Raw genomic sequence first — 26,225 nt, forward strand, 5'->3', positions numbered from 1 at the left:
ACCATGAGCAAACAACGCCAACTGAAACTCGGTGCGATGGTCCATGGCGTCGGTCATGGCTGGGGCGAATGGCGCCACCCGCAAGCCCTGGCCAATGCCAGTGTGAACTTCGGTTTCTATAAGCAGCAGACGCAACTGGCCGAAGGTGCCAAGTTCGATTTCGTGTTCATTGCCGACAGCCTGCATATCCACGAAAAATCCAGCCCCCACTACCTCAACCGCTTCGAACCGTTGACCATCCTATCGGCCCTCGCAGCCCTGACCTCGCACATCGGCCTGGTGGCGACGGTGACCGTCAGCTACACCGAGCCGTTCCAGGTGGCCCGCCAGTTTGCGTCCCTGGACCATATCAGCGGCGGTCGCGCCGGTTGGAACGTGGTGACCTCCTGGCTCAGCGGCACCGCCGACAACTTCAGCAAACCCGAGCATCCACCCCATGCCGTGCGTTATCGCATCGCCAAGGAACACGTGAAGGTGGTCCAGGGCCTGTGGGATTCCTGGGAAGACGATGCCTTCGCCTACAACAAGCAAAGCGGTGAGTTTTTCACCCCCGGCAAGCTCCATGCCCTGGACCACAAAGGTGAGTTTTTCTCGGTCAAAGGCCCACTCAATATTGCGCGCTCCCGCCAAGGCCAGCCGGTGATTTTCCAGGCCGGGACTTCCGAGGATGGCCGTAACTTTGCCGCCGAAAACGCTGATGCCATTTTTGTCCACGCCGAGCATTTCGAAGAAGCACTGAGCTACGCGCAGGACCTTAAACAACGCGCCCGCGGATTTGGTCGCGACGCCAACCACCTATCCATCCTGCCGGGCATCCGGCCGATTGTCGGGCGCGATGCCGCCGAGGTAGAAAGCCGCTATCAGCAAGCGGTGGAACTGGTGACCATCGAAGACGCCATCGTCGCCCTCGGCCGCCCCTTCAATGACCATGACTTCAGCCAATACCCGTTGGACGCACCGTTCCCCGAGCTGGGCGACCTGGGTTCCAACAGCCAAAAAGGCGGCTCCGACCGCATCAAGCAACTGGCCCGGGACGAAGGCCTGAGCCTGCGGGAAGTCGCCCTGCGCTTCTCCCGACCACGGCGGGACTTTGTCGGCACGCCGCAACAGGTGGCCGACGCCATCCAGACCTGGTTCGAAGGCGGCGCCGCCGACGGCTTCATCATCAATTCGCTGCTGCCGGACGGCTTGCAGTCCTTTACCGAACTGGTGGTGCCGGTACTTCAAGAGCGCGGGTTGTTTCGCCAGGCATACAGCGGCCACACGCTGCGGGACAACTTCGGCCTGGACGTGCCGGTCAATCGTCACGCCGTCGAGCTTGAACTCGCCATCTGATCAGGGCCCGACCATGAAGAACACACACGGACAGTTCAATCGTCGCGGCTTCCTCACCGCCAGCTCCATCGCCCTCGGTGCCATGGGTTTGTCGTCCCTGGGGCTGCCTGCACGGGCGTTCGCCCAGGCCCACCCGCTGGCGGACCTGACCCTGAGCGTCGCCACCTACCGTGGCCAGGACTCGTATTTCACCGATGACGCCGGCACTTCCGATCGCCCCTACAAGGTCGACTTCGCCGAGTTTGCCGGCGGCAACCTGATCGTCGAAGCCCTGGCCTCCGGCAGCCTGGACATCGGCGGCATGAGTGAAATCCCGCCGATTTTCTCGATCCAGAGTCATCGCGAACCCAAGCTGATCGCCGTGCTGCAAGGGGATGTAAATAACCAGGTGATCCTGATCCCCAAGGACTCAAAGCTGGAGTCAGTCGAGCAACTCAAAGGCAAGCGCGTGGGGTATGTGCGCTCCACCACCTCCCACTACTTTTTGATCAAGGCCTTGAAAGAACAAGGGCTGACCCTGAACGACATCACCGCCGTACCGCTGACCCCGCAGGACGGTTTCAGCGCGTTCCAGAGTGGCCAGCTGGATGCCTGGGTGATCTATGGGGTGTTTATCCAGCTGGCGAAATTCCGCAGCGGCGCCCGGGTATTGAAAACCGCCCTGGGCTACCTCTCGGGCAACTACCTGATCGCCGCCCGCCCCGCAGCCCTGCAAGACCCGCTACGCAAACAGGCGATCCAGGATTACTTGCAGCGCGAAGCTCGCACCCTGGAATGGATGAACAACAACCCCGAACCCTGGGCCGCGAAATCGGCGCAACTGCTGGGGGTGGATAAGGCGGTGTTTCTCGACATGTACAACAACCGCAGCCAGCCCTACCGCGTGATCGAGGTCAATGACCAGGCCATCGCCTCACAGCAGGAAGTCGCGGACTTGTTCTTCAATGCCGGCGTGTTGAGCGAGCGGCTGGATGTCAGCCCGTTGTGGGATCGGCAGTTCAAGTTGCTGCCGCTATAACCCTCCTTCGAAAACGCCGAATAGCCAATGTGGGAGCGGGCTTGCTCGCGAAAGCGGTGTGTCAGGCACCACATGCACTGAATGATCCACCGCTTTCGCGAGCAAGTCGAATCGTCGCACCGCCGCTCCCACATTTTGACCGAGTACACCGATAATGAGCCTTTCATCTCAACAACCGCCGCTTCTGCGCTCCGTGGAAGTGGCCAATTTCGAAGCCTTGCTGGAACGCCTCAGCGCCCAGCTCGCCGCCACTGCACACATCGTTGACGAAAGCGGCGCCTTCCCCCACGAGAATTTCAAACTGCTGCACCAGCATGGTCTGGTGGCCTTGACCGTGCCCAAAGCCCTCGGCGGTGGCGGTGCCAACTTGGCCCAGGCGCGCCAGGCCATCAGCGCCATCGCCAAGGCCGAACCGTCCACCGCGTTGATCCTGGTGATGCAGTACTTGCAACACACACGCCTGCAAGACAGCAAAAGCTGGCCACCGTCACTGCGGGTAAAAGTCGCCGAAGATGCTGTTCGCAACGGCGCGCTGATCAACGCCCTGCGGGTTGAGCCTGACCTCGGCACGCCGGCCCGTGGCGGTCTGCCGGCGACGATCGCCCGACGTACCTCCGCCGGTTGGCGGATCAGCGGGCGCAAGATCTACTCCACCGGCAGCCACGGCCTGACCTGGTTCAGCGTCTGGGCCCGCAGCAGCGATGAAGACCCGCTGGTAGGCGCGTGGCTGGTGCCCAAGGACAGCCCCGGCATCAGCATCATCGACACCTGGGATCACCTGGGCATGCGCGCCACCTGCAGCCACGAAGTGGTGTTCGACAACGTGCTGGTGCCGCTGGATCACGCTGTCAGCGTCAGCCCCTGGAGCGCGCCGCAGGCAGAGCTGGATGGCGATGGGTTCCTGTGGATGTCGGTGCTGCTGTCGTCGGTCTACGACGCCGTGGCCCAGGCCGCGCGGGACTGGCTGGTGGACTGGCTGGAACAACGCAAGCCGTCCAACCTCGGCGCGGCACTGTCGACCCTGCCGCGCTTTCAGGAAACCGTTGGCCATATCGACACCCTGCTGTTTGCCAACCGCAGCCTGCTGGACGCGGCGGCCGAGGGGCATACGCCGACGGCCAACGCCGCGCAGTTGAAATTCCTGGTGACCGGCAACGCCATCCGCGCCGTCGAGCTGGCCCTCGAGGCCTCGGGCAATCCCGGTTTGTCGCGCCATAGCCCGCTGCAACGGCATTACCGCGACGTGCTGTGCAGCCGGGTACATACGCCGCAGAACGACGCGGTGTTGCAAGGGGTCGGCAAGGCCATCTTCGCCCAACGCCAGAAGGAGCGCACATGAGCCAGGTGATTATCGCCAGCCAGTTGGATGACGATTTCAACGAGGTCATCCGCCAACGCCTGGCCCTGACCCATCCCGATGCCGAAGTCATCGCCGTACCGACAGGCGTGCCCAGCGACCTGCCGGCCCAGGCCAATATCCTGTTGGCGCGCCCCATCAATGTGCGCGGTTATCAAGCGCCAGATACGCCGCCACCGGGCTGGCCGTATGGGGTGCAATGGATTCAGGTGGTGTCCTCGGGTATCGACTTCTACCCCAAATGGCTGTTCAACGGCCCACCGGTGAGTACGTCACGAGGCAGCGCCGCCGATAACATCGCCGAATTCGCTCTGGCTGCGCTCTTCGCTGCCGCCAAGCATTTGCCAGATATCTGGGTGCATGACTCGCAGTGGCAGTTCACCGCGTTGAGGCCACTCAAAGGCACGACGCTGGGGATATTGGGCTTCGGTGCGATTGGCCGCAGTCTCGCGCAAAAGGCCCATGCATTAGGGATCAAGGTCATCGCACTGCGTCAGAGCCAGACACCGTTCGAGGTGGCCGGGGTTGAAGCCGCGCGGGATATTCATGACTTGTTTGCCCGTTCCGATCACCTGGTGCTGGCCGCACCATTGACCGAGGCGACACGCCATTTGGTGGATCGCCAGGTACTGGCCAGTGCCAAGCCGGGCCTGCACCTGATCAACATTGCCCGGGGCGGGTTGCTGGATCATGAGGCGCTGTTGGAGGCGTTGGACAACGGCAGCGTCGGCCTGGCCTCGCTGGATGTAACCGAGCCGGAGCCATTGCCGGATGGGCATGCGCTCTATGGGCATCCGAGGGTGAGGCTGTCGCCGCATACGTCGGCGATTTCAACCAATAGCCGGTATGACATTGCGGATAGTTTTCTGGGCAATCTGGAGCGCTATCTCGAAGGTTCACCGCTGGAAAACCTGGCCAATACGCAACGCGGTTATTAAGCCGAACTCGATCAAAATGTGGGAGCGAGCTTGCTCGCGAAAGCGGTGTATCAGTCGACATATCCGGTGACTGACATTCCGCTTTCGCGAGCAAGCCCGCTCCCACATTGGTTATGTGTTCGTCAAAAAACATCATCAGCTTTACGCATCTATTTAAAAACTATAAATGTCTATTTTTTATAATTAACTTATAACTAATCGGACTTTTACGGGCCGCATTTATACAAATACTGTTACATCCAGCACCGACCCCTGACCAGGTGGAGGCCTTGCCTAAACCGTCATCTACCTCAGGGGCCCCACATGAGTCACACCCTCGTACCCAATCGCCTGACACTGGCCGTTTCCCTTACGCTGTTTGGCCTCTCGGCCCACGCCGACGACACCGCCCTGCCCGTGGTCAACGTCACCGCCGAGCACCGCAGCGAAGACCTGCAAAAAACCCCGCTGGCGATTTCCGCTTTCGACGAAAAGACCCTGGAAGACAAGCAGATCAAAAGCGTGCGTGACCTTGCCGGACAGGTGCCCAATTTATCCTTGAGCCGCCAGTCAATCTCCTACAGCGCCCAAACCTACGGGATTCGCGGCATCGGCGAAACCGACCCGATCCAGGAATCCGCGGTGGCGGTGTATGCCGATGACCTGTACATCCCACGGGCCATTTCCTCGATGCTCGACTTCAACGATGTCGAACGCGTCGAAGTGCTGCGTGGCCCTCAGGGCACGTTGTACGGACGCAATAGCAGTGCCGGCGCGATCCGGGTCATCACCCGCGATCCCACCCAGGAAACCCGTGGTTTCCTGGAGCTTGGCGCCGGCAACTACAACGCGCAAAACGGCCGCTTGCTGATCAGCGGGCCGTTGGTAGACAACGCCCTGTTCGGCAGTTTTTCGGCGATTCGCCTCACCCGCGACGGCACCGTCTCCAATCCGACCCGGGGCGCAGACGTGAACAACGTCGACATCCAGTCCTATCGCGGCAAGCTGCGCTACAACCCCGTGGACTCACCGTGGGATGTACAACTGACCCTGGCCGGCACCTTCGACCGGGGCGACACCACCAGCTATACCCCGTTTGACGCCAACGGCCATTTTGACAAGTTCAAGAGCTACAGCAGCCTCAACCCGAAAAACCGCCTCGACCAAGGCAGCTCGGTGCTGCGGGCAATCTACGCCATCGATGACCACCTCAATTTCAAGTCGGTCAGCGCCTGGTCGGCCTTCCATCAGCCGGTGGACTACGACAACTCCGGGCAAGCCGCGCTGATCCAGAACAACCTGATTCTTTACCAACAGAACTACGCCACCCAGGAGTTCCAGCTCAACGGCGACTACGACGATTTCAGCTTCAGCACCGGCCTGTACCTGTACCGCGAAAAGTTCGATGCCGACCGCGACAACCTCACGTATTCCGTCGCGCGCAAGCAGGTGATCGGCCAGGGCCAGTACAGCACCACCAACACCGAAAGCTACGCGCTGTATGGCCAGGGTACCTACAAGCTGACCGCGCAATTGTCGCTGATCGCCGGGCTGCGCTTTACCCGCGAGCACAAGAATTTCGACTTCACCAACTACGCGATCACCACCGATCGGCAAATCACCGGCACCAACTTCAGCGCCGAATCGAGCAAGTCGTGGCAATCCACCAGCCCGAAAATCGGCTTCGAGTACGCCTGGACCCCGCACCTGAATCAATACGCCTACGTCGCCAAGGGCTTCAAGGCAGGCGGCTACGACAACCGTGCGCCCACCCGGGCCGCCGCCGAACAGGCGTTCTCCCCGGAAGACGTGACCACCTGGGAAACCGGGTTCAAGGGTGACTTCTTCGACCAACGCCTGCGGGCCAACGTCGCGCTGTTCTACAACGACTACAAAGACCTGCAGACCAACGCCTATGACCCGGCGCTGGGGGTCAGCCTGCGCACCAATGTCGGCCAGGCCCACACGTATGGCGTCGAAGTGGAAACCCTCACCGCCCTGAGCCGCGACCTGCAACTGACGGCCAACCTCGGCTACTTGCAAAGCCAGTACGACGACTTTCAGAACGCCAGCGGCGCCGGGGTGGATGCCAACGGTAAACAGCTGGTGTTTTCACCGCGCTGGAACGCCAGTGTCGGTCTGAACTACACCGTGCCCATCGGGCTGCCCGGCACCTTGCTGGCGGGTACCGATGCGCAGTTCCAGACCAAGTCCTACGCCAATGCGCTGAACGACGATATCCAGGAAATCCCCACCCAGACCTTCTGGAACGCCCACACCAGCTACCTCTCAAGCGACGGCCACTGGACCACCACGCTGTCGGTGAAAAACCTGCTGGACCGCGCCTACCCGCAATCGGTGGGCTACGTGCCGTCCAGTGGCGCGCGCTACTACTCGATCAACGACCCGCGAACCCTCTTGCTGTCTGTGCGCTACGACCTCTAACCCCCGCTACATCAAGGAGCGAATCATGGCTTTTACCCGCAGGGAATTGATTTCCCGTATTGCCGCCGTGGGCGGCTATAGCGCCGCCGTCAGCGCCCTCGGTGCATTAGGGCTGACGCCCCAGGCCGTGGCGTCGAGCTTCACCCCGCTGCAATTGGGCAGCACCGGCAAAGGCAAAAACGTGGTGGTGGTCGGCGCCGGAATCTCCGGGCTGGTCAGCGCCTATGAGCTACGCAAAGCCGGTTTCAATGTGACGATCCTGGAGGCCCGTGATCGCGTCGGCGGCCGCAACTGGACCTTGCGCCGTGGCAGCAAGGTCGACTTCGACGACGGCGTCAGCCAGACCGTCGATTTCGATGACGGGCAGTTTTTCAACGCCGGCCCCGCGCGTATTCCCAGTCATCACCAGACTCTCCTCGGCTACTGCCGCGAGCTGGGGGTGGAGCTGCAAGTGTTGGTCAATAGCAGCCGCAACGCCTTGGCTCGGCCGGATACGCAGCAGCCTGCTTTTCAGTTGCGCCAGGCGGTCAACGACACCCGCGGCCAGCTTTCAGAGCTGCTGGCACGTACCGTCAGCCGTAAGGCCCTGGATCAGGATTTGAGCGTCGACGACCGCAAGGCGCTGCTCAACTTCCTCAAGGTGTATGGCGACCTCAACAGCGACCTGCAATACAAGGGCTCGGTGCGTTCCGGCTACACCCGCATCCCTGGCGCCGGCGATCAAACCGGGGTGACCCGGGCGCCGCTGGAGCTGCAAACCTTGCTCAATCCCAAGCTGTGGGGCGCGCTGGTGTTCGATGAAATCCCGGAGTTTTCATCGACCATGTTTCAACCGGTGGGCGGCATGGACCGCATTCCCTACGCCTTCTACGAACACCTCAAGGATGCCGTGCGTTTCAACGCCGAAGTCAGCGATATCCAGACGGCAGAGCTTGGCAGCCGCATCACCTACCGCGACCGTATCAGCGGCAAGACCCAGACCCTGAGCGCCGACTACGCCATCGTCACCGTGCCCTTGCCGTTGTTGGCCAAGCTGGCGAGTAACTTCACCGCCCCGTTCAAGCAGGCGATCCAGACCGCACAGAGCGACCAGGCCAACAAGGTGGCCTGGCAGTCACCGCGTTTCTGGGAAAGTGAATTCAGTATCTACGGCGGCCTGTCGTACCTCGACCATGAAGTCAAAGGCCTGTGGTACCCCAGCGACCGCCTCAACAGCGCCCAGGGGATTCTGGTAGCGGCCTACAACACCAGCGAGTCCGCCGTGGCCTTCAGCAAAAAGTCCCTCGCCGAACAGTTCGCCTCCTCACGCCAGGCCGTGGAACTGCTGCACCCCGGCCACAGCGCCAAGCTGCAAAAACCGGTGGCTATCAACTGGGCAAAAGTCAGCTTCAGCAAAGGCCCGTGGATCGTCAACGACGAGGTGGGCGAAAGCGCCTATCGCATTCTCAACGAGCCCCAGGGCCGTACGTACCTGGCCAGCGACGCCCTCGCCCATGGCGGTGTCGGTATCTGGCAGAACAGCGCCGCCGATTCGGCACGGCGCATCGTCTCGCTGATCGGTCGCCATGCCGAACGCCAACAACCGGGCGTCGCTGCCTGATCTTTTCTCACTCACGGACTGACCTTATGAAAACCCTATTCGCAGGATTGTTGATGACCGCCACCACCCTCACCGCCCACGCTGATGAGATCAAGCGCGTGCCGCTGCCCAACTCCGACTTCCCGATCTCCCTGGCGGTTTCGGTGCCGCCGCAAACCGAGCTGCTGTTTGTCAGTGGTTTGCTGGCTGACTTGCACGACCCTAAAGCCCCCAAGGACTCGTTCGCCGCCTATGGCGATACCGCGACCCAGACCACGTCGATCCTCAAAAAACTCACGAGCGTGCTGAAAAGCCAGGGCCTGGATTTGGGTGACGTGGTGCAACTGCGGGTATTCCTGGTGGGCGACCCGAGCAAGGGCGGCAAGCTCGATTTCGCCGGTTTGCAGGAAGGCTACACGCCCTTCTTCGGCAGCGCCGAACAACCGAAAAAGCCGGCCCGCACCGCCGTGCAGGTGGTCGCGCTACCGCTGCCCGGCGGGCTGGTGGAAATCGAGGCCGTTGCCGCACGCAAGCGGTGATTCAGGACTCCCCCCGAGACCAAGGAGCTTTACTCTCATGCACAAACACTTACACAAGGTTGCCCGGTTGGCCAATACCCTGTGGCGAGGGAGCTTGCTCCCGTTGGGTTGCGTAGCAGCCCCAATAGCGCCGTCCCGATTTTTCAGGCGCACGATGCCAAGTTTCAGGGCCGCTTCGCGCCCCAACGGGAGCAAGCTCCCTCGCCACACATGGCTGCCGCTCTCCCTGGCGTGCGGCCTGGCTTCATTCGGCGTCGAGTCCGCCGAAGACCGCTCCCCCACCCTTAACACCGTGGTGGTCACCGGTAACCGTGGCGCCGAGCAGCGCACTGTCACCACCAGCCCCACGCCCATCGATGTGATCAGCGCCGCCCAGTTGCGGGCGGTGGGCAAACCGAGCCTGCTGGAAGCCCTGGGCAAGCTCATCCCCTCCTTCAACCTGCCCGACCGCGCCGGCTGGGACGCCAGCGGCGTGGTGCGCTCGGCCACTTTGCGCGGCCTGACGGCATCCCATGTGCTGGTACTGGTTAACGGCAAGCGCCGGCACACCAGCGCCACCCTGAATATCAACGGGATCAACAGCGGCGCAGCCCCCAGTGACCTCGACCTGATCCCGGTGGCCGCCATTGACCATATCGAAGTGCTGCGCGACGGCGCGGCGGCGCAATACGGTTCGGACGCGATCTCCGGAGTGATCAATATCATCCTCAAGCAAACCACCGGAGGCAGTTCCGACACCACCCTGGGACAGAACTACGACGGCAAGCGCGGCACCGGCCAGGAAGCCTTGAACTATGGGTTCCAAGTGGGTGAAGCCGGGGTACTCAACGTGTCCCTCGACACCCGCTATCAGGAGCGGGACAACAAGGCGGGCAGCAACGGCTACAGCAGCCATTACTACCCGTTGGCCGACGGCTCGCCGGACCCGCGTGAGGCCGATGCCAGCCGCCACACCTACAAAGGCTACGGTGCGCCCCGCAGCCAATTGGCCGACTTCGCCTATAACCTCGACCTGCCGCTGAATGACAACCTGACGCTCTACTCGTTTTCCACCCTCGCCACCCGCGAGAACAACGATGGCCAGAACTTCCGCCTACCCAACGGGCGCAACACCATCACCACCGGTCCCAATGGTTACCCCGACGGCTACAGCCCGTATTGGCTGGTCAACGAGACCGACTTCCAATCGGCTTTCGGCGCCAAGGGCGATGACCTGGGCGGTTGGGCCTGGGACCTGAGCAGCACCTATGGGCGCAACTATGCCAAGCAACGCACCTACAACAACCAAAACCCGTCCCTGGGTGAAAACACCCCCAACACGTTCACTTCCGGCATCTACATTGCCGACCAGTTGACCAGCAACCTGGACCTGAAAAACAGCTATGAAGTGGGCCTGGCCAAACCGTTGGATGTGGCGTTTGGCTTCGAGCATCGGCGGGAAAGCTACGAAACCCGCGCCGGTTCCGAGGCTTCCTATATCGATGGCGGCTACGTGTTTCCCGAAGGCCATCCACGGGCCGGAGAGCGCCCCGACCCAGGCGCCCAGGTCACCAACGGCATCACGCCACAGGATGCGCAGAAAATCAGCCGCAACAGCGTTGCCAGCTACATCGACCTGGGGTTCTACCCTACCGAACAATGGTACGTCGGGGTCGCCGGGCGCTATGAGCATTACAACGAAGGTGTCGGCGGTACCCGCAGCGGCAAGCTCAGTACCCGCTATGCATTCAACCCGCTGTTCTCGGTGCGCGGCACCCTCAGCAATGGCTTTCGTGCTCCGTCCCTGGCCAACGAGATCTTCACCGCACGTTCCACCGGCTTTGACACCATCAACGGCGTGTACCAATCCTATAACTACGTGATCCTGCCGGTGGATTCGGCCGGTGCCCAGGCCCTGGGTGCCAAGTCGCTGAAACCCGAACGCTCCACCAACTTCAGCCTGGGTTTCGCCTTGACCCCCAGCGACGACCTGAGCCTGACGGTGGACGGTTACGTCATTAACCTGCGCGACCGCCTGGTGCTCAGCGAACGCTTCCAGGGCCCCGGCGTCGCCGGCTTGCTGGACGGCATCGGCGTACCGGCCACCGCCGGCGCACAGTACTTCACCAACGGCGCCAACACGCGCACCTCCGGGGTGGATGTGGTGGGCAACTACCGGCAGAGCCTGGACCGCTACGGCGTGGTCAAGTGGACCGCCGCGCTGAACTACAACCACACGCAAATCCTCAGCGTCAACGACACCCCGGCGCAACTCAGTGCCTTGGGAGACTTCCAGCTACTGGGGCGCCAGTCCCGCGCGTTGATTACCAAGACCTCCCCCAGCAGCAAGATGATCTTCTCCGCCGACTGGGCCATCAATGACTTCGACGTCAACCTGCGCCTGACCCGCTACGGCACCTACACCGAGGTCAACAGTTCCAGCGACCCGAGCCTGGACCGCGAGTATTCGGCCAAGTGGATCACCGACCTGGACGTGGCCTATGCGCTGACCAAACAACTGACGGTGGCGGTCGGGGCGCAGAACCTGTTCGATAAATACCCGGATCACATCGGCGTGAAAAACTCATCGTTTGGCGATAACTGGGGCAGTTATTCGCCGTTCGGGTTTACCGGAGGGTATTACTACAGTCGCGTGCAATATGCGTTTTAGCCGCTGGTTCAGCAGCTGCCGCCCGCCAGGCTTTCCCGCAGGAACTCAACCAACGCCTGCACCGGCCGCGAGCTTTGCCGATGCCGGGGATACACCGCCGACAAGGTCAGGGGCTCAGGTGCAAAGTCCTCCAGCACGCTGACCAACTGCCTTTGCTCCAAGGCCCGGGCAACGATAAACGTCGGTAAATAGGTGATGCCCAAGCCCGCGACGGCGGCATCGCGCAGCAACTCACCGTTGTTGACCCGCATGCGCCCACTCACATTGAGCGTCAGCGGTTTGCCCTTGGCCTGGAAACGCCACTGCACCTGGCGACCATGGCCATAAGGCAGGCATTGGTGATGGGTGAGGTCTTCAGGTTTTAGGGGCACTCCCTGAGCAGCCAGATAATCCGGGCTGGCGCAGTACACACGCTGGATGCTGGCAATCCGGCGCGCAATCAGGGTGGAGTCTTCCAGGGTGCCAATGCGCAACACCAAGTCGTAGCCTTCGCTGATCAGGTCCACCGGGCGGTCGCTCAAGTCCACTTCCACCGTGACGTGGGGGTGCCGTTGCAGGAACAGCGGCAGCAGGCTGCCCAAGTGGGCCATGGCAAAGGACAACGGCGCACTCAGGCGTATCGTGCCCCGGGCGTCACTGTTTTGCCCGGCAATGCCCTGTTCCACCTGCTCGACCTCGCTGAGCAGGCGCAGGGCCGATTCGTAGTAACTCTGCCCCAGTGGCGTGACATCCAGGCGGCGGGTGGAGCGGTTGAGCAGACGCACGCCCAGACGGTCTTCCAGCTGGATAAGACGGCGGCTGACAAACTGTTTGGACAGGCCCAGTTGCTCGGCGGCGGCAGTGAAGCTGCCGGACTCCATGACTTGGCAGAACAGGCGCATGTCTTCGAAAGGGTTCATTGTCGCTTCTCGGTGGACGATGAAGCTCTTTATAGCCATTTTGTCGCCACATCTCCAATCAAATGCCGATCCATCGAAACGCCCGTAGCAGTTGTCGAGCTTTAGCGAGGCTACGTAGGCCGCGCCACCGCCATCAGATCAGCCCCTGCACCGAGTCGCCCCTGACGCAGCCTCGCTAAAGCTCGACAGCTGCTACGGGATCTTGCCCAGTGAGGTTCAAGACGGTACCTACAAGAACCGGCAGGGGTGCTCAATATATAGATACCTGAGGTACTCAAAACGCAAAACACGAACAGCCAAACGCTCCCCAGAATCCCTGGAAGTCACTGACCGGCGCATTCGACAAACGCGCCCGTTCATGGCCGTGGGCATGCACCGCACAAGGACCGCTGCACTGATGCACCTGAGCCTGCAACGGCGAGGCCGGCCGCCAGTGCCCCGGCACCTTGACCACCGGCGACCAGTCCGGCAGTACCGGGACGGCGGCGGGCGCGAGCGATTCAAAATCACCGGCGCCGTAAACAACCTTGCCACCGACCATCGTCAACACCGACTCGATCCACTTGATCGCCTCGTCCTCGACGGTAAAAAAATCCGCCGACAACGCCGCGACATCCGCCAGTTGCCCGACCTTGATCTGGCCCTTCTTGCCCTGTTCCGAGGAGAACCACGCACTGCCATGGGTGAACAGTTCCAGGGCGGTCAGCCGTGGCAAGCCTTCAGCCTGCAACGCCAACCCGCCGACAGTACGACCGCTGACCATCCAGTACAATGAGGTCCACGGGTTGTAGCTCGACACCCGCGTGGCGTCAGTGCCGGCCCCCACCGGCACGCCCTCGGCCAGCATGCGTTTGATCGGTGGTGTGGCTTCAGCGGCCTTGGCACCATAGCGCTCCACAAAGTATTCGCCCTGGAACGCCATACGGTCCTGGATCGCAATGCCGCCACCCAAGGCGCGCACCCGCTCGATGTTTTTCGGGGTGATGGTCTCGGCATGGTCGAAGAACCAGGGCAAACCATTGAACGGGATATCGCGGTTGACCTTCTCGAAGACATCGAGCATCCGCGAAATCGACTCGTTATAGGTCGCATGCAAACGGAACGGCCAGCGTTGTTCCACCAAGTGGCGCACCACCGGTTCCAACTCCTGCTCCATGGTCAGCGGCAGGTCCGGGCGCGGTTCGAGGAAGTCTTCGAAATCCGCAGCGGAAAACACCAGCATCTCTCCGGCGCCGTTGTGCCGCAGGTAGTCGTCGCCCTGGTGCAAGGTGACGCTGCCGGTCCAGTTCTTGAAGTCGCTGAGCTCTTCCTTGGGCTTCTGGGTGAACAGGTTGTAGGCAATACGCACCGTCAGTTGCTGGTCCTTGGCCAACTGCTCGATCACCGCGTAATCGTCGGGGTAATTCTGGAAACCACCGCCGGCATCGATGGCGCTGGTCAGGCCCAGGCGATTGAGTTCACGCATGAACTGGCGGGTGGAATTGACCTGATATTCCAGGGGCAGTTTCGGGCCTTTGGCCAGGGTCGCGTAGAGGATCATCGCGTTGGGCCGTGCTACCAGCATGCCGGTAGGGTTGCCGTTGTTGTCGCGGACAATCTCGCCACCGGGCGGGTTGGGTGTGTCTTTGGTGTAGCCAGCCACCCGCAATGCCGCGCGGTTGAGCAAGGCGCGGTCGTACAGGTGCAGGACAAACACCGGGGTGTCGGGCGCGGCCTGGTTCAGTTCTTCCAGGGTGGGCATGCGTTTTTCGGCGAACTGGAATTCATTCCAGCCACCCACCACCCGTACCCATTGCGGCGTTGGCGTACGGTCGGCCTGGTCCTTGAGCATGCGCAACGCGTCGGCCAGGGATGGCACGCCTTCCCAGCGCAGTTCCAGGTTGTAATTCAGGCCACCACGGATCAGGTGCAGGTGGGAGTCGTTAAGACCGGGGATCACCGTGCGTCCCTTGAGGTCGATGACCTGGGTACCACTGCCGCGCAGGGCCATGGCCTCGGCGTCGGTACCCACAGCGACGAAACGCCCCTGGCTGATGGCCACGGCACTGGCGAGCGGGTTTTCACGGTCCACGGTGTGGAACTGGCCATTGAACAGAATCAGGTCGGCGTTCATAGGGATTCCTTGACGAAGGCTTCAAGCCAGGGCGCAAACAGGCGGGTCATGGCCGGCATCAGCAGGTAAACCACTTCGCCTGACGCCGGTGAATTTTGCAGCGATGAGTCCATGCTTGCGCCTCCCCTGAATGCTCGAACGGTGCCGCCAGTCTGCAATGCTTCGAGGCGGAAAAATTGCATGTATGTGCTGTGTGCGACCGATCCACGCCGCACTGGCAATCTGCGGTTGAGTAAAGCAATCTCTAGGGAAATTGCGCTGCCCCAGCCCCGGAAACCGACCATGGCCCATCCCGAGCACTCTGCTTCAACCACCGGCATCCTGTGCGCCCACCGCGAGCGCATGGTCAAGCAACTGATCCTCGCCAACCTTGGGGAAAGCCTGGAAGTGACGGAGCTGGCCCGGGCGTGTGCGCTGTCGCGCAGCCATTTCTCCCGGGCGTTCAAGTCCACCACCGGCTTGTCACCCAGGGAATGGATTCGTCAGCAGCGTATCCAGCGGGCCAAGGTGTTGATCGCGGGCTCCGAGCTGAGCCTGACGCAAATTGGCCAGGAATGCGGATTCTGTGACCAGGCGCATTTCAGTCACATGTTCAGCCGCAGTGAAGGGGTTAACCCGATGACCTGGCGTAGTCGTCAGTTGCGCTACCGCCATCAGTTGAGAAAAATGCAGATAGCCATTGTCAACTTCAACGCGACAGTTATTCAGTTTTCAGCTTCTTAATGAATTATCTATAAACCATTAACCTTCTTTTCAACCCGGGAGCGCTTCCGCTCCCCCTTGAGGAGAAGACCCATGCTGACCCTTCGCAAAGCCTCGGAACGCGGCGCCGCCAACCACGGTTGGTTGAAGTCGTTCCATACCTTTTCCTTCGCCAATTACTGGAACCCGCGGGAACAGGGTTTTTCCGACCTGCTGGTGATCAACGATGACCGCGTCGCCGCAGGCAAAGGCTTCGGCCAACACCCGCACCGGGACATGGAGATTTTCTCCTATGTGCTCGAAGGCGCCCTGGAACACAAGGACACCCTCGGCACCGGCTCGGTGATCCGCCCAGGTGATGTGCAGTTGATGAGTGCGGGCAGCGGCGTGGCCCATAGCGAGTTCAACCACAGCCCGACCGAAGGCGTGCACTTCCTGCAAATCTGGATTGTGCCCAACGTCGGTGGTGCAGAACCGCGTTATCAGCAGGAGCATTTCAGCGCGGAACAAAAACGTGGCCGCCTGCAGTTGATCATCGCCCCCGACGGCACCGACGGCGCCCTTAGCGTTCGCCAGGATGCACGGGTTTACGCAGGGCTGTTCAACGGTGATGAAGCTGCCAGCCTGAGCCTGGCCCCGGAGCGCTATGCCTACATCCATGTGGCGCGGGGCAGCGTTGAAGTCAACGGCCAACGCTTGCAGGAAGGCGACGGCGCACGGCTACGCGATGAGCGCGAGATTCAGCTGAGCCACGGGGACGACGCCGAGGTGCTGGTGTTCGACCTCAGGCCGCGTGAGCTGCCAGAAATGCCGTGATCAACCACGCGATGGCCCGGACAACCGGTCCATCGCTGACGTCGATAGTCACCATCATCCCAATGAAGTTCTCTTAAAAAATCCACGGCGTACCATCAAACCCATACCCACCAAGACATCCCGGAGCACACCCTCATGAAACGCCAACTCTTTCTCGGCCTCGCTTTTTCGGTACTCGCTGTAAATGCTTTTGCCCACCCTGTTGTCGCTGAAGGCGGCGCGGATCGCTTGATGGAAAGCCGAGTGGCCGAGGGTGGTTCTGACCGCCTGCAGGATCGCCGCATTGCCGAAGGTGGTTCGGATCGCCTGTTGGAACGTCGTGTAGCCGAAGGTGGCGCTGACCGTCTGATGGAAAACCGCGCATAACCCAGTGTTGTTCGCGGCTCCCCCCCAAACCGGCCTGATCAGCCGGTTTTTTTTCGTCCCGGATCAGGTGGACTGCATCAAGATGCGAGCCCCGGTTGCGGCGTTGACTCAACCCATATTCGCCTGGAAACGCTTGCGGTACGCCGCCGGCAACAGGCCGACCCGCTGCTGGAACAGCCGGCGAAACGAGTTGCTGTCTTCATAGCCCACCGCGTAGGTGATGCTCTCCAACGTCATGCGGCTGGACTCCAACAACTGCTTGGCCCGCTCCAGACGCAGGGTTTGCAGGTAAGCAATCGGCGTGTAGCCAGTGGCATCCTTGAAGCGCCGCTTGAAATTGCGCACGCCAAAGCCGAAGCGCTGGGCCACGTCATCGATCACCAGCGGCTGGGGGAAATGCTGTTCCAGCCAATGCTGCACCCGCAGGATGTCACCGTCGCCGTGAGCCTTGGGCAGCGACCACATGGCGTAGACCGATTGCTCGCTGCGCACCTTGTCGATCAGCAGGTACTTACTGCAGGTTTGCGCCAGCTCCGGCGAGCCGAAGCGACGAATCAGATGCAGCAACAGGTCCATCGCCGCCGTCGCGCCGCCGCAGGTGATCACGCGGTTTTCTTCGCACAGCATCTGCGCCTCATCCAGCACCACTTCGGCATACCGGTGCCGAAAGTAATCGGCAAATGCCCAATGGGTGGTCGCCCGTACTCCATCCAACAGCCCGACCTCCGCCAACATGAACGCCGCCGTACACATCGACGCCACCACCGCACCCTGGGCGTGTTGCTGGCGCAGCCATGGACCGTACGCGGGAAACGTCGGCATGGCCTGCTTGAGGGTGAACAAAAAACCCGGAATCAACACCAGATCGGTTCGCCCGACCTGCGCCATGGCACGGTCCACCTGCAGCCGCTGCCCTCCCCAGGCGTTCGCCTCCCGGCCATCCAGCGAAACCGCCACCACCTCAAACGGCGCGACCTCTGCAAACAGGTTGGCAGCATTGAGCATCTCCAATGCCGTGGTGGCACCGGCAGCGGAACATTGATCGGCCAGGAGCAAGGTAATGTGCATAAAGAAACCTTCTTGCGCTTTTCGCATGGAAAAAGTCATTTGCGCACCTACCTTACCCGATCCACACTCACTACAGTGCAGCCACTTATCACTGCTGGGCACTTTTATGAATCTGTGGTTTCGCTTGTTGTACATGCTGTTCCGCCGCCCCTGGCGCAAGCCCGTCGACGGTGCCGCAACCACCGTTATACGGATGCGGGTATGGCCGACCGACCTGGACCTGAACCGACACGTCACCAATGGCCGGTACTTCACCCTGGCGGATGTCGGGCGCATGGACTTCGTTCTGCGTACCGGCGCATTCCGCGTCGCTCTGCGCCACAAAGCGGTGCCGATTGTAGGCGACACCTGGGGCAAGTTTCGGCGGGAACTGAAACTGTTCGAGGCCTTTGAAATTCACACGCGCATGCTGGGCTGGGACGAGAAATGGAGCCTGATGGAGCATCGGTTTATCAGTAACGGTCGTGTGGTGGGCGTGGTGGTGATGCGCGGGTTGTTTCGCTCGGCCAAGGGCACAATCCCACCCGCAGAATTTCTACGGGAGTTGGGGGTGAGCGAACTGTCGCCGCCGATGCCGCAGTGGCTGACGGACTGGGCCAACAGTTGTGATGGGATGAGTGGGCAGTTGCGGGAGGAGGAAGGTCGGGCCGGTTAGTACCGGCAGCTCGACGCATGAGCTTACTGTAGGAGTGAGCTTGCTCGTGAGGGTCGTTAACGGTAATACGTGTTTACTGGATAACCGCGTTGCACAAGTAAAGGCCAGGCCAACACTGAGCCCTTATAAAAAAGTTAGTCTAAGTATCTGTCAACATCGAACGATCTCTCTTAGGTATTCAATGTAAGTATTAGTACGTACCCGGATAGATGGACACCGGATCTACTTAATTTTTACAATGCTTCATCTCACACAAAACCTCAAAATCCTTATACTGGAATTTCAATCTCCGTCAACCGGTAACACATGCCCGAGTAGCGGCGGGCGTATTTAAAAAATGAATGGGGCCGGATTGATAATTTTATGTTATAGATATAGCCACATTAGTGTTGGATTGAATCTACGTTTGCAAGGAGCAACAGATAGTTATGTCAAAGCAGGATGCTATTTTTGACAAATCAACAAATTTCACTAACGAAGAACTTCTTTGGCGACCAACAGAAGAATTAGCCAAGCGTTATCGTAAAGAGATACCGCAAATCCACATATCTTTTGAAGAACAGAGAACATTTCAAGCCGGCCTGGCATCGCTAGCGGTAACTGACAGTTCCTCAGGCATTCGTCTTATGCCTGCTTTAGGGCAGTTTCTAGAGAACTCCCTGAGCGCCCAAAAAGTCCATCGGCTACGCGCTTTTCCAGAGTCGAACGAGGTGGCGATAATAATCAGGGGGCTACCGCTGGATATACAGTTACCTTCCACGCCATACAACATGGATCCAGATATTGACAGCATACCGGTTTTGGCTGGAGTTATCCTGTCTGTATTACAAGCCTTGCAAGTTCAACCAGTGGCGTATGAGGGTGAAAGCGAAGGAACAGTATTTCGCCACGTCGCGCCAAAACATAAAGCCAAGACTGAAAAAAGTTCATATGGCTCACATCTAGAGTTGGGTATGCATGTCGATAATCCTCATCTGCCTTTAGCCTGCGAACCCGTTTCGCAGTTATCAACTTGTCCTGAGTACCTGTCTTTAACCGGACTCCGCTGCGATCTCAGCGTGCCAACGCGTATCGTCGACATTGGAGATGTGCTGGCCATGTTGTCAACTTCGGTTGAAGAGGAATTGTCACGACCGCACTTTACTATCCGCAGACCCGCCTCCTTCGGGAAACAGGGTGATGTGTTAGAAAACGTCCCGTTATTGTATAGAGGCCCAACCGGTGATCTTCATTGTCGCTACAACAGGGCCAGTGTTATAGCGACCTGCCCCCGTGCGAAGCGGGCTATGGAACTGTTCGATGCTGCCGCCAATCATCCAGATGTTACACACCATATTCTGTTGCAGCCTGGGGATATGCTTATCTTCAAGAATCAAAAAGTCCTGCACGCCAGGGATGGTTTTACTCCTCGCTATGATGGCCAGGATCGCTGGATGATACGTGCTTTTGGGGTTAGCGACCTGGCACGCGTGATACCGATGGATGCTCACCGCCATTTCATCGTTAGAGCCTGATTCCATGGTCGATATAGTTATTCTTTGCGTATTCGGCTTCGCTGCTGGCTTGATCGATGCTGCTGTGGGGGGCGGCGGGTTGATCCAGATTCCCGCATTGTTCAACGTTCTGCCTACAGCACAACCGGCAGCACTGTTGGGCACCAACAAAGTAGCGGCAGCTTGCGGCACCGCCTTCGCGGCCAAGTCTTTCGTGCGTAAGGTGGTCATCGATTGGAGGCTGGTGATTCCTGCCGCCTGCGCAGCCTTTATCATGGCTTTCTTTGGTGCGGCAACGGTGTCGTTCGTACCCCAGTCAGTAGTGCGCCCAACGGTATTGGTATTGATCGTGCTGATGGCGATCTACACGTTCTTTAAAAAGGACTTCGGTACTTTGCACAAGCCCATGCACGTTGGCACCAAGGAGAAAGTGCTGGCGATTGTCATCGGTGGTGCCATTGGCTTTTACGACGGACTGTTTGGCCCAGGCACTGGTAGTTTTCTGATCTTTTTGTTCATCCGCTTTTTTGCCTTCGATTTCCTTCATGCTTCAGCCTCGGCCAAGCTGGTCAACATCGGAACTAACGTAGCAGCGTTGATATTCTTCATTCCTACAGGCAATGTTCTCTACTTGATTGCTATTCCGATGGCGGTATTTAACATATTAGGCGCACTGACAGGTACCTGGCTGGCTATTCATAAAGGTGTCCCGTTTGTTCGGACTCTGTTCCTGATCTTGCTGGCAATACTGATCAGCAAACTTTCCTACGACTTGTTCATTCCTAACTGAGGAAATCTATATGTATCCCATGTTTGACCGCCTAGTGGAGCTACTGGATGCCTCCTCAGCGTCCTACCAAGTGTTAATGCACAGCGCTGAGGGGCAGTCAGGACAGGTTGCTGAAATCCGAGGTACTACGCCTGGTCAAGGGGCCAAAGCTATGCTCTGCTCACTCAAGGGGCAGGCTGAAATGTACGCTCTGGTGATACTTCCGGGTAACTATAAGCTCGACATGAAGAAAGTCGGAGCGGCTCTGGGAGGAAAAAAAGCGGTACTGGTAAACCCGGAAAGCGCCATGGAGCTTACCGGGTGCCAGATCGGTGCCATCCCTCCCTTCGTCTTCGATGAGCGAATTCAATTGATCGTTGATCCGACGCTGACCTCACGCAACGAAAAGATCGCCTTCAATGCTGGTCGATTGGATGCGTCCATAGTTTTGAATACACAGGACTATCTGGCGATTACCAAACCGCAGTTGCTGGATGTTATCCAGACTTAAGGACGGCCAGTGAAGCGGGTCAGCGAATGGCTCGGTGTGGCGCGCTCGCAATTAACGGTTCGAATCAAGCAATCGGTATCGCCCAAAGTGCGGCGCCGTCGGAGCGGCTTCCTTGCCCGGCAGGTTGCGCAACTCGTCCATGCGTCAATGACATCATTTCGACACTAGTGAATTGATATTCCAGGCGCATCTGTGCATTTGGCCCCCCCATGCCCTATTGCCGAGCGCCTCCCTGGCCAAACCGATAGATCGCCAAGCAGTAGATACCCAACGCCAACGCCGCCAGAAACCCGCCCGCCGCACCAATGTAAGCAAAGCCAAACTGCCCGCCCACCCAACTGCCCAGCAACGCCCCGCCGCCAATGCCGATGTTGTAGATACCGGAAAACATCGCCATGGCCACATCCGTGGCATCAGGTGCCAACACCAACACTTTGGATTGCAACGCCAGGCCGAAAGCCATGATCGCCATGCCCCAGAACACGCTCAGCGTCACCAGGTAAGACACCTCGCCGCTCAACGGCAGCAACAAGGCCAGGCACAGAGTGAGCACGGTGACGGCGGTAATCAGGAAGCGATAAGGATTAAAACGGTGCAACAGGCTGAACAGCAGCGAACCGATGATGCCCGCCCCGCCGAACACCAGCAGCACCAGGGTTACCGTGTTGCCGCTCATGCCGGCGACGCCTTCGACGAAGGGTTCGATGTAGCTGTAGGCGGTGAATTGAGCAGTGACTACCATCGCAGTCAACACATAAAGCGCCACCAGTGCCGGGCGCTTGAACAACAGGGGCAGGCTTCTCAGGGAGCCGGAGTTCTGGCTTGGCAGCAACGGCAAGGTCCGCGCCAGCCAGAACACCAGGGCTGCGGCGAAACAGGCGATGACGACAAAAGTGGTGCGCCAGCCCATGGCTTCGCCCAGCAAGCGACCGAGCGGGATACCCAAGACCATCGCCAACGAGGTACCGGTGGCCAACAAACCAAGGGCCTGGACCTGCTTGCCTTCCGGGGCCAGGCGTACAGCCAGGGAGGCGGTGATAGACCAGAACAACGCATGGGACAGCGCAATACCGATACGACTGACCATCAGGATGCCAAAGCCGGTGGCCACGCTGGAAAGGATATGGCTGACGATGAACAGGCCGAACAGCACGATCAATAGCTTGCGCCGCTCGACGTTGCGGGTCATCAGCATCACGGGCAGCGAGGTCAGGGAGACAACCCAGGCATAGATGGTGAGCATCAGTCCGACCTTGGCCGTGGGCAGGTCGAAGCTGGTGCCGATAGCGCTGAGCAGGCCGACCGGGACGAATTCAGTGGTGTTGAAGACAAAGGCGGCCAGCGCCAGCGCGATGACGGGCTGCCAGTTGGCCTGGGGTGTAGCCGCTGAGATGGTCATTTAAAGCTCTATGGATGAACAGACAGGCCAATGGACCGACCGCCCCGACGTGGGGACATCGTGAAAGACAGCAGGGAGAGCTGAATGTTACCGCAACAAAAATAGAGGCCGAAGCCTCTATTGCAGTGCCAACGATAAATGTCGGGCGCAAGGATGGGTAGCGAAACCTGTCAGGGCGAAGTGAGGGTAATCAGATAAGTTCCGGAATGGACCGGCTTGCCGGCATTGTCCACCAGCATGTATTGCTGGTCGTAATAGCGCCCGCCCACACCGCTGTCGGCCACCAGCCTGACGTTGACCGCCGAATGGTCGAGCGCCGTCACGCTACTGACTGGCTGAATGCTGCGTACATTGATCTGGCTGCCGCGGCTGGCAGGTGAACAACCCTTGAGTTCCATGACCGTCCCGGAAACACCACTGGCACATCCCGGCTCCACAATACTGCCGTGAAACTGAATCACCCCCTGTCCCACTTGTGACGCCGCACCACAGCTCCCCACCATGATGAAAAACAGCCCCGTAACCACTGACAAACGTTTGAGGTTCATACCGACGCTCCTTACTTGGGAAGTTAAGGATTACGTCGTCAGTCTGGTCGCCAGCTTTAGTCTTTACGCTGCCCGACCCCACTTATTTTTTCAGATTGCCAACCAGATCTCAGCAAATCAGGGATCCACCTGCCCCATCAACTCAGGAATCGACTCCGGCCGCTGGGCATAGCGCTGCGCCAACGCCGCACACACCATCAACTGAATCTGGTGAAACAGCATCAACGGCAGGATCAACACGCCCATGGTCGCCCCCGCAAACAACACCTGCGCCATGGGCACCCCGGTGGCCAGGCTTTTCTTCGAGCAACAAAACAGGATGGTGATGCGGTCTTCCTGACTAAAACCAAAGGCCTTGCCCAATACCGTCGACGCCACCAGTACCAATGCCAGCAGTACGCAGCACGCCACCACCAACCCGCCCAGTTCCCACAGCGGAATCTGGTGCCAGATACCCTCGTTCACCGCTTCACTGAACGCGCCGTAGACCACCAATAGAATCGAGCCCTGGTCGACGAACTTCAGCCAGGTCTTGTTACGGCCAACCCACTCGCCAATCCAGCGCCGAGCAATTTGACCGGCAATAAACGGCAGCAGCAATTGCATGCTGATTTTCAGGATCGCATCAACGGTGGAACCGCCGTCGCCATGGACATTGAGCAGCAAGGTCACCAGCAACGGCGTCAGGAAGATCCCGAACAGGCTCGACGCCGCCGCGCTGCAAATCGCCGCCGGGATGTTGCCCCGGGCCAGGGAGGTAAAGGCAATCGCCGATTGCACCGTGGCCGGCAGCGCACACAGGTAAAGCATGCCCATGTACAGGTCTTTGCCAATCAGCGGCGACAGCAGCGGCTTAAGCGCCAGGCCCAACAGCGGAAACAGCACGAAGGTCAGGCTGAACACCAGCAGGTGCAGACGCCAATGACCGGCGCCGGCGACGATGGCCTGGCGTGACAACTTGGCGCCATGCAGGAAAAACAGCAGCGCAATGGCCAGATTGGTCAGCCAGCCAAAGGCCACGGACGCCTGACCGCTGACGGGCAGCAACGAGGCGAAAATCACCGTGCCAATCAGGGTCAGGGTGAAGTTGTCAGGCAAAAAGCGCGGGCGGGTCATAAGCAGGATCTTCCAGGGGGTTGCCAAGAGCATCGTGGCGACTCTAACGTAACGGCTTGTTACCGACTAACGCCAATGAGCCACTAAATGCCGCCTAAAGGACATGAGAAAGCCGTCCGCCGCAGTATTCCCGGGCTGTCCAGCCTGCCGCGCCCGGTGTATGGGCGTACTGAATCATTGCCCAACCGTGCCCTGACCCGCCGCCACAGTCATCCGTGGGTGCAGTTGTCTTACGCCATTTCCGGGGTGTTGGAGATCCAGACCAGTGTCGGACGTTTCGTCGCGCCGCCGCAACGGGCGGTGTGGATTCCCGCCGGGATGCCGCACCGGGTGTTCAGTTCGCCCCATACCGAGATGCGCAGCTTGTATCTGGATTGCAGCGTCACCGCCTGGGCTGCCGAGCGCTGCCAGGTATTGGAGGTGAGCAGTTTATTGCGCGAGTTGATTCGCAGCTTCAGCGAGTTGCCGGCGGAGTACGTCGAGGACGGCCCGCAGGGTCGGCTGGCCCAGGTGGTGCTGGATCAACTGGCCGCCGCGCCGAAGGTCGACTTGATGTTGCCGCTGCCCCACGACAGTCGTCTGCGGCAAATTTACCGCAGCCTGGACCAGCACCCGGAGCAGCAGACCACCTTGAGCCAGTGGAGCCAGGAGCTGGAAGTCAGCGAGAAAACCCTGAGCCGTCTGTTCCTCAGTGATACCGGGTTGACGTTCAGGGCGTGGCGTCAGCGGCTGCGGTTATTAAGTGCCCTGCCCGCGCTGGAACAAGGTGACCGGGTAACTGATGTGGCATTGGCCTGTGGCTACGAATCGACTTCTGCATTTATCGCTGCATTCCGGCAACAGTTCGACGCCACGCCGGGGGAATTTTTTCGCTAGTTCAGCTCCCCTCACCCCCATGGGCCTCTTCAAAGAAATAATCCTTCCAACTGCCCGCCTTGTTCTTCAACACCCCCAGCTCCTGCAGTTTCTCGGCGTAGATAAAGGTGCGCTGGGGCACGATGGTGAAGTCGATTTCCGGGTCTTCGACGATTTTCTCCACCAGCGGCAATGGCAGTTTCGATTGCTCGACACGGATATAAGCCTGGGCCGCCGCCGGCTTGTCAGCCTTGATGATCTGCTCGGCTTCGGCCAGGGCGTCATAAAACGCCTTGTAGGTCTTCGGGTTTTCGTCGTGGAACTTCTGTGTGGTGTACAGCACGTTGAACGTGGCCTGGCCGCCGAGGATGTCGTAGGAACTGAGCACCTTGTGCACCTTGGGATTCAACAATTCCTGGTACTGGAACGGCGGGCTGGAAAAGTGCGCGTTGATCTCCGAACCGCCGGCAATCAGGGCCGCCGTCGCATCCGGGTGTGCCAGGCTGATGGAGATGTCGTCGAATTTCTTGTACTGGTCATTGCCAAATTGCTTGGCCGTCTCGATTTGCAGCGTGCGCGACTGGAAACCCACACCGGCAGCTGGCACGGCGATACGGTCCTTTTCGGTAAAGTCCTTGAGGCTCTTCACGTTCGGGTTGTTGGTCAGCAGGTAGTTGGGCATCGAGCCCAGGGAAGCAATGGCCTTGACGTTCTGTTTGCCCTTGGTGCGGTCCCACAGGGTGAGCATCGGCGGCACGCCTGCCGACACCACGTCCAGTGCACCGGCCAACAGTGATTCATTCATCGCGGTGGCGCCGGAGATGCTGTTCCACTCCACCTGGATATCCAGGCCCTGCGCCTTGCCCTGCTTCTCGATGAGGTGCTGGTCACGCACCACATCGAGGATCAGGTAACCGATGCCAAACTGCTGGGCAATGCTGATCTTGCCTTCGGCCTGGGCACCGGGGCTGAGCAGTGCGCTGATGGCAGCAAGGGAAGTGGTCAGGAGGGTCAGCGCGGAACGCTTGAAGGGAATGGCCGGTTTCATGAGGGATCTGTCGTGAGGTCGAGAAGG

At 59.7% G+C, this 26,225-nt stretch carries 23 protein-coding genes and 1 pseudogene; 16 read left to right on the forward strand and 8 right to left on the reverse strand.

What is annotated here, in order from left to right:
* The first annotated feature begins 3 nt into the window (after positions 1-3).
* The 8 genes from J7E41_RS11205 (at position 4) to J7E41_RS11240 (ending at position 11,840) form a co-directional block, all read left to right on the forward strand.
* The gene (locus J7E41_RS11205; protein WP_214992771.1) at positions 4-1,335 is read left to right on the forward strand and encodes an LLM class flavin-dependent oxidoreductase; all 1,332 of its coding nucleotides are present in this window, start codon (positions 4-6) and stop codon (positions 1,333-1,335) included.
* A 13-nt stretch (positions 1,336-1,348) separates the two neighbouring features.
* Entirely contained in the window at positions 1,349-2,353 is a 1,005-nt protein-coding gene (locus J7E41_RS11210) for an ABC transporter substrate-binding protein (protein ID WP_214992773.1), read from the forward strand.
* A gap of 154 nt (positions 2,354-2,507) precedes the next feature.
* A complete protein-coding gene (locus J7E41_RS11215; RefSeq protein ID WP_214992775.1) occupies positions 2,508-3,692 on the forward strand; it encodes an acyl-CoA dehydrogenase family protein in 1,185 nt (394 codons plus the stop codon).
* Entirely contained in the window at positions 3,689-4,648 is a 960-nt protein-coding gene (locus J7E41_RS11220) for a D-isomer specific 2-hydroxyacid dehydrogenase family protein (RefSeq protein ID WP_214992777.1), read from the forward strand. Before J7E41_RS11215 ends, J7E41_RS11220 begins: the two co-directional genes overlap by 4 nt.
* A 303-nt stretch (positions 4,649-4,951) precedes the next feature.
* Positions 4,952-7,072 (forward strand): TonB-dependent receptor, encoded by a 2,121-nt coding sequence (locus J7E41_RS11225; RefSeq protein WP_214992780.1) that lies wholly within the window; start codon positions 4,952-4,954, stop codon positions 7,070-7,072.
* A 25-nt stretch (positions 7,073-7,097) separates the two neighbouring features.
* Positions 7,098-8,672 (forward strand): flavin monoamine oxidase family protein, encoded by a 1,575-nt coding sequence (locus tag J7E41_RS11230; protein ID WP_214992783.1) that lies wholly within the window; start codon positions 7,098-7,100, stop codon positions 8,670-8,672.
* 26 nt (positions 8,673-8,698) lie between these two features.
* Positions 8,699-9,190: a RidA family protein gene (locus J7E41_RS11235; RefSeq protein ID WP_214992785.1), complete on the forward strand. Its 492-nt coding sequence runs from the start codon at positions 8,699-8,701 to the stop codon at positions 9,188-9,190.
* 154 nt (positions 9,191-9,344) lie between these two features.
* Positions 9,345-11,840, forward strand: a complete 2,496-nt coding sequence (locus tag J7E41_RS11240; protein WP_214992787.1) for a TonB-dependent receptor plug domain-containing protein — start codon at positions 9,345-9,347, stop codon at positions 11,838-11,840.
* Between the two features lie 8 nt (positions 11,841-11,848).
* Here the strand turns inward: J7E41_RS11240 and J7E41_RS11245 are convergent, their stop codons facing one another.
* The 3 genes and pseudogenes from J7E41_RS11245 to J7E41_RS11255 form a co-directional block, all read right to left on the reverse strand.
* Positions 11,849-12,739, reverse strand: a complete 891-nt coding sequence (locus J7E41_RS11245) for a LysR family transcriptional regulator (protein WP_214992789.1) — start codon at positions 12,737-12,739, stop codon at positions 11,849-11,851.
* Between the two features lie 274 nt (positions 12,740-13,013).
* The gene (locus J7E41_RS11250) at positions 13,014-14,852 is read right to left on the reverse strand and encodes an amidohydrolase (RefSeq protein ID WP_214992791.1); all 1,839 of its coding nucleotides are present in this window, start codon (positions 14,850-14,852) and stop codon (positions 13,014-13,016) included.
* Positions 14,849-14,926, reverse strand: a pseudogene (locus J7E41_RS11255) (antibiotic biosynthesis monooxygenase); the annotation flags it as partial. The gene J7E41_RS11250 and the pseudogene J7E41_RS11255, both read right to left, overlap by 4 nt.
* A gap of 208 nt (positions 14,927-15,134) precedes the next feature.
* On the opposite strand from J7E41_RS11255, the gene J7E41_RS11260 reads away from it, so the two are divergent.
* The 3 genes from J7E41_RS11260 (at position 15,135) to J7E41_RS11270 (ending at position 16,736) form a co-directional block, all read left to right on the forward strand.
* The gene (locus J7E41_RS11260) at positions 15,135-15,575 is read left to right on the forward strand and encodes a helix-turn-helix domain-containing protein (protein ID WP_214992794.1); all 441 of its coding nucleotides are present in this window, start codon (positions 15,135-15,137) and stop codon (positions 15,573-15,575) included.
* Between the two features lie 72 nt (positions 15,576-15,647).
* Entirely contained in the window at positions 15,648-16,370 is a 723-nt protein-coding gene (locus J7E41_RS11265; RefSeq protein ID WP_214992797.1) for a pirin family protein, read from the forward strand.
* Positions 16,371-16,505: 135 nt separating this feature from the next.
* A complete protein-coding gene (locus J7E41_RS11270) occupies positions 16,506-16,736 on the forward strand; it encodes a hypothetical protein (protein ID WP_214992800.1) in 231 nt (76 codons plus the stop codon).
* Positions 16,737-16,844: 108 nt separating this feature from the next.
* Here J7E41_RS11270 and J7E41_RS11275 read toward each other — a convergent pair whose 3' ends face one another.
* Positions 16,845-17,804 (reverse strand): GlxA family transcriptional regulator, encoded by a 960-nt coding sequence (locus J7E41_RS11275; protein WP_214993156.1) that lies wholly within the window; start codon positions 17,802-17,804, stop codon positions 16,845-16,847.
* 106 nt (positions 17,805-17,910) lie between these two features.
* Here J7E41_RS11275 and J7E41_RS11280 point away from each other — a divergent pair, with 106 nt between their 5' ends.
* The 4 genes from J7E41_RS11280 to J7E41_RS11295 all read left to right on the forward strand — a co-directional run bounded on the left by J7E41_RS11280 (position 17,911) and on the right by J7E41_RS11295 (position 21,232).
* Complete coding sequence (locus J7E41_RS11280; protein ID WP_214992802.1) at positions 17,911-18,459, forward strand: thioesterase family protein; 549 nt, start codon at positions 17,911-17,913, stop codon at positions 18,457-18,459.
* 428 nt (positions 18,460-18,887) lie between these two features.
* Positions 18,888-19,973: a TauD/TfdA family dioxygenase gene (locus tag J7E41_RS11285; RefSeq protein ID WP_214992805.1), complete on the forward strand. Its 1,086-nt coding sequence runs from the start codon at positions 18,888-18,890 to the stop codon at positions 19,971-19,973.
* A 4-nt stretch (positions 19,974-19,977) separates the two neighbouring features.
* Positions 19,978-20,742: a sulfite exporter TauE/SafE family protein gene (locus tag J7E41_RS11290; protein WP_214993157.1), complete on the forward strand. Its 765-nt coding sequence runs from the start codon at positions 19,978-19,980 to the stop codon at positions 20,740-20,742.
* Between the two features lie 10 nt (positions 20,743-20,752).
* Positions 20,753-21,232 (forward strand): YbaK/prolyl-tRNA synthetase associated domain-containing protein, encoded by a 480-nt coding sequence (locus tag J7E41_RS11295; RefSeq protein ID WP_214992807.1) that lies wholly within the window; start codon positions 20,753-20,755, stop codon positions 21,230-21,232.
* A 214-nt stretch (positions 21,233-21,446) separates the two neighbouring features.
* Here J7E41_RS11295 and J7E41_RS11300 read toward each other — a convergent pair whose 3' ends face one another.
* The 3 genes from J7E41_RS11300 to J7E41_RS11310 all read right to left on the reverse strand — a co-directional run bounded on the left by J7E41_RS11300 (position 21,447) and on the right by J7E41_RS11310 (position 24,295).
* Positions 21,447-22,631: a sugar transporter gene (locus tag J7E41_RS11300; RefSeq protein WP_214992810.1), complete on the reverse strand. Its 1,185-nt coding sequence runs from the start codon at positions 22,629-22,631 to the stop codon at positions 21,447-21,449.
* Between the two features lie 170 nt (positions 22,632-22,801).
* Positions 22,802-23,179, reverse strand: a complete 378-nt coding sequence (locus J7E41_RS11305) for a type 1 fimbrial protein (protein WP_214992813.1) — start codon at positions 23,177-23,179, stop codon at positions 22,802-22,804.
* Between the two features lie 117 nt (positions 23,180-23,296).
* A complete protein-coding gene (locus J7E41_RS11310) occupies positions 23,297-24,295 on the reverse strand; it encodes a bile acid:sodium symporter family protein (protein WP_214992815.1) in 999 nt (332 codons plus the stop codon).
* Between the two features lie 87 nt (positions 24,296-24,382).
* On the opposite strand from J7E41_RS11310, the gene J7E41_RS11315 reads away from it, so the two are divergent.
* On the forward strand, positions 24,383-25,171 hold the full coding sequence (locus J7E41_RS11315) for an AraC family transcriptional regulator (RefSeq protein ID WP_214992818.1): 789 nt from the start codon (positions 24,383-24,385) through the stop codon (positions 25,169-25,171).
* Between the two features lies 1 nt (position 25,172).
* On the opposite strand, the gene J7E41_RS11320 is transcribed toward J7E41_RS11315, so the two are convergent.
* Complete coding sequence (locus tag J7E41_RS11320; RefSeq protein ID WP_251029448.1) at positions 25,173-26,198, reverse strand: ABC transporter substrate-binding protein; 1,026 nt, start codon at positions 26,196-26,198, stop codon at positions 25,173-25,175.
* Positions 26,199-26,225: the final 27 nt, after the last annotated feature.

Origin of the sequence: Pseudomonas fluorescens (genome assembly GCF_018614655.1) — a bacterium.
Taxonomy (GTDB): domain Bacteria; phylum Pseudomonadota; class Gammaproteobacteria; order Pseudomonadales; family Pseudomonadaceae; genus Aquipseudomonas; species Aquipseudomonas fluorescens_BX.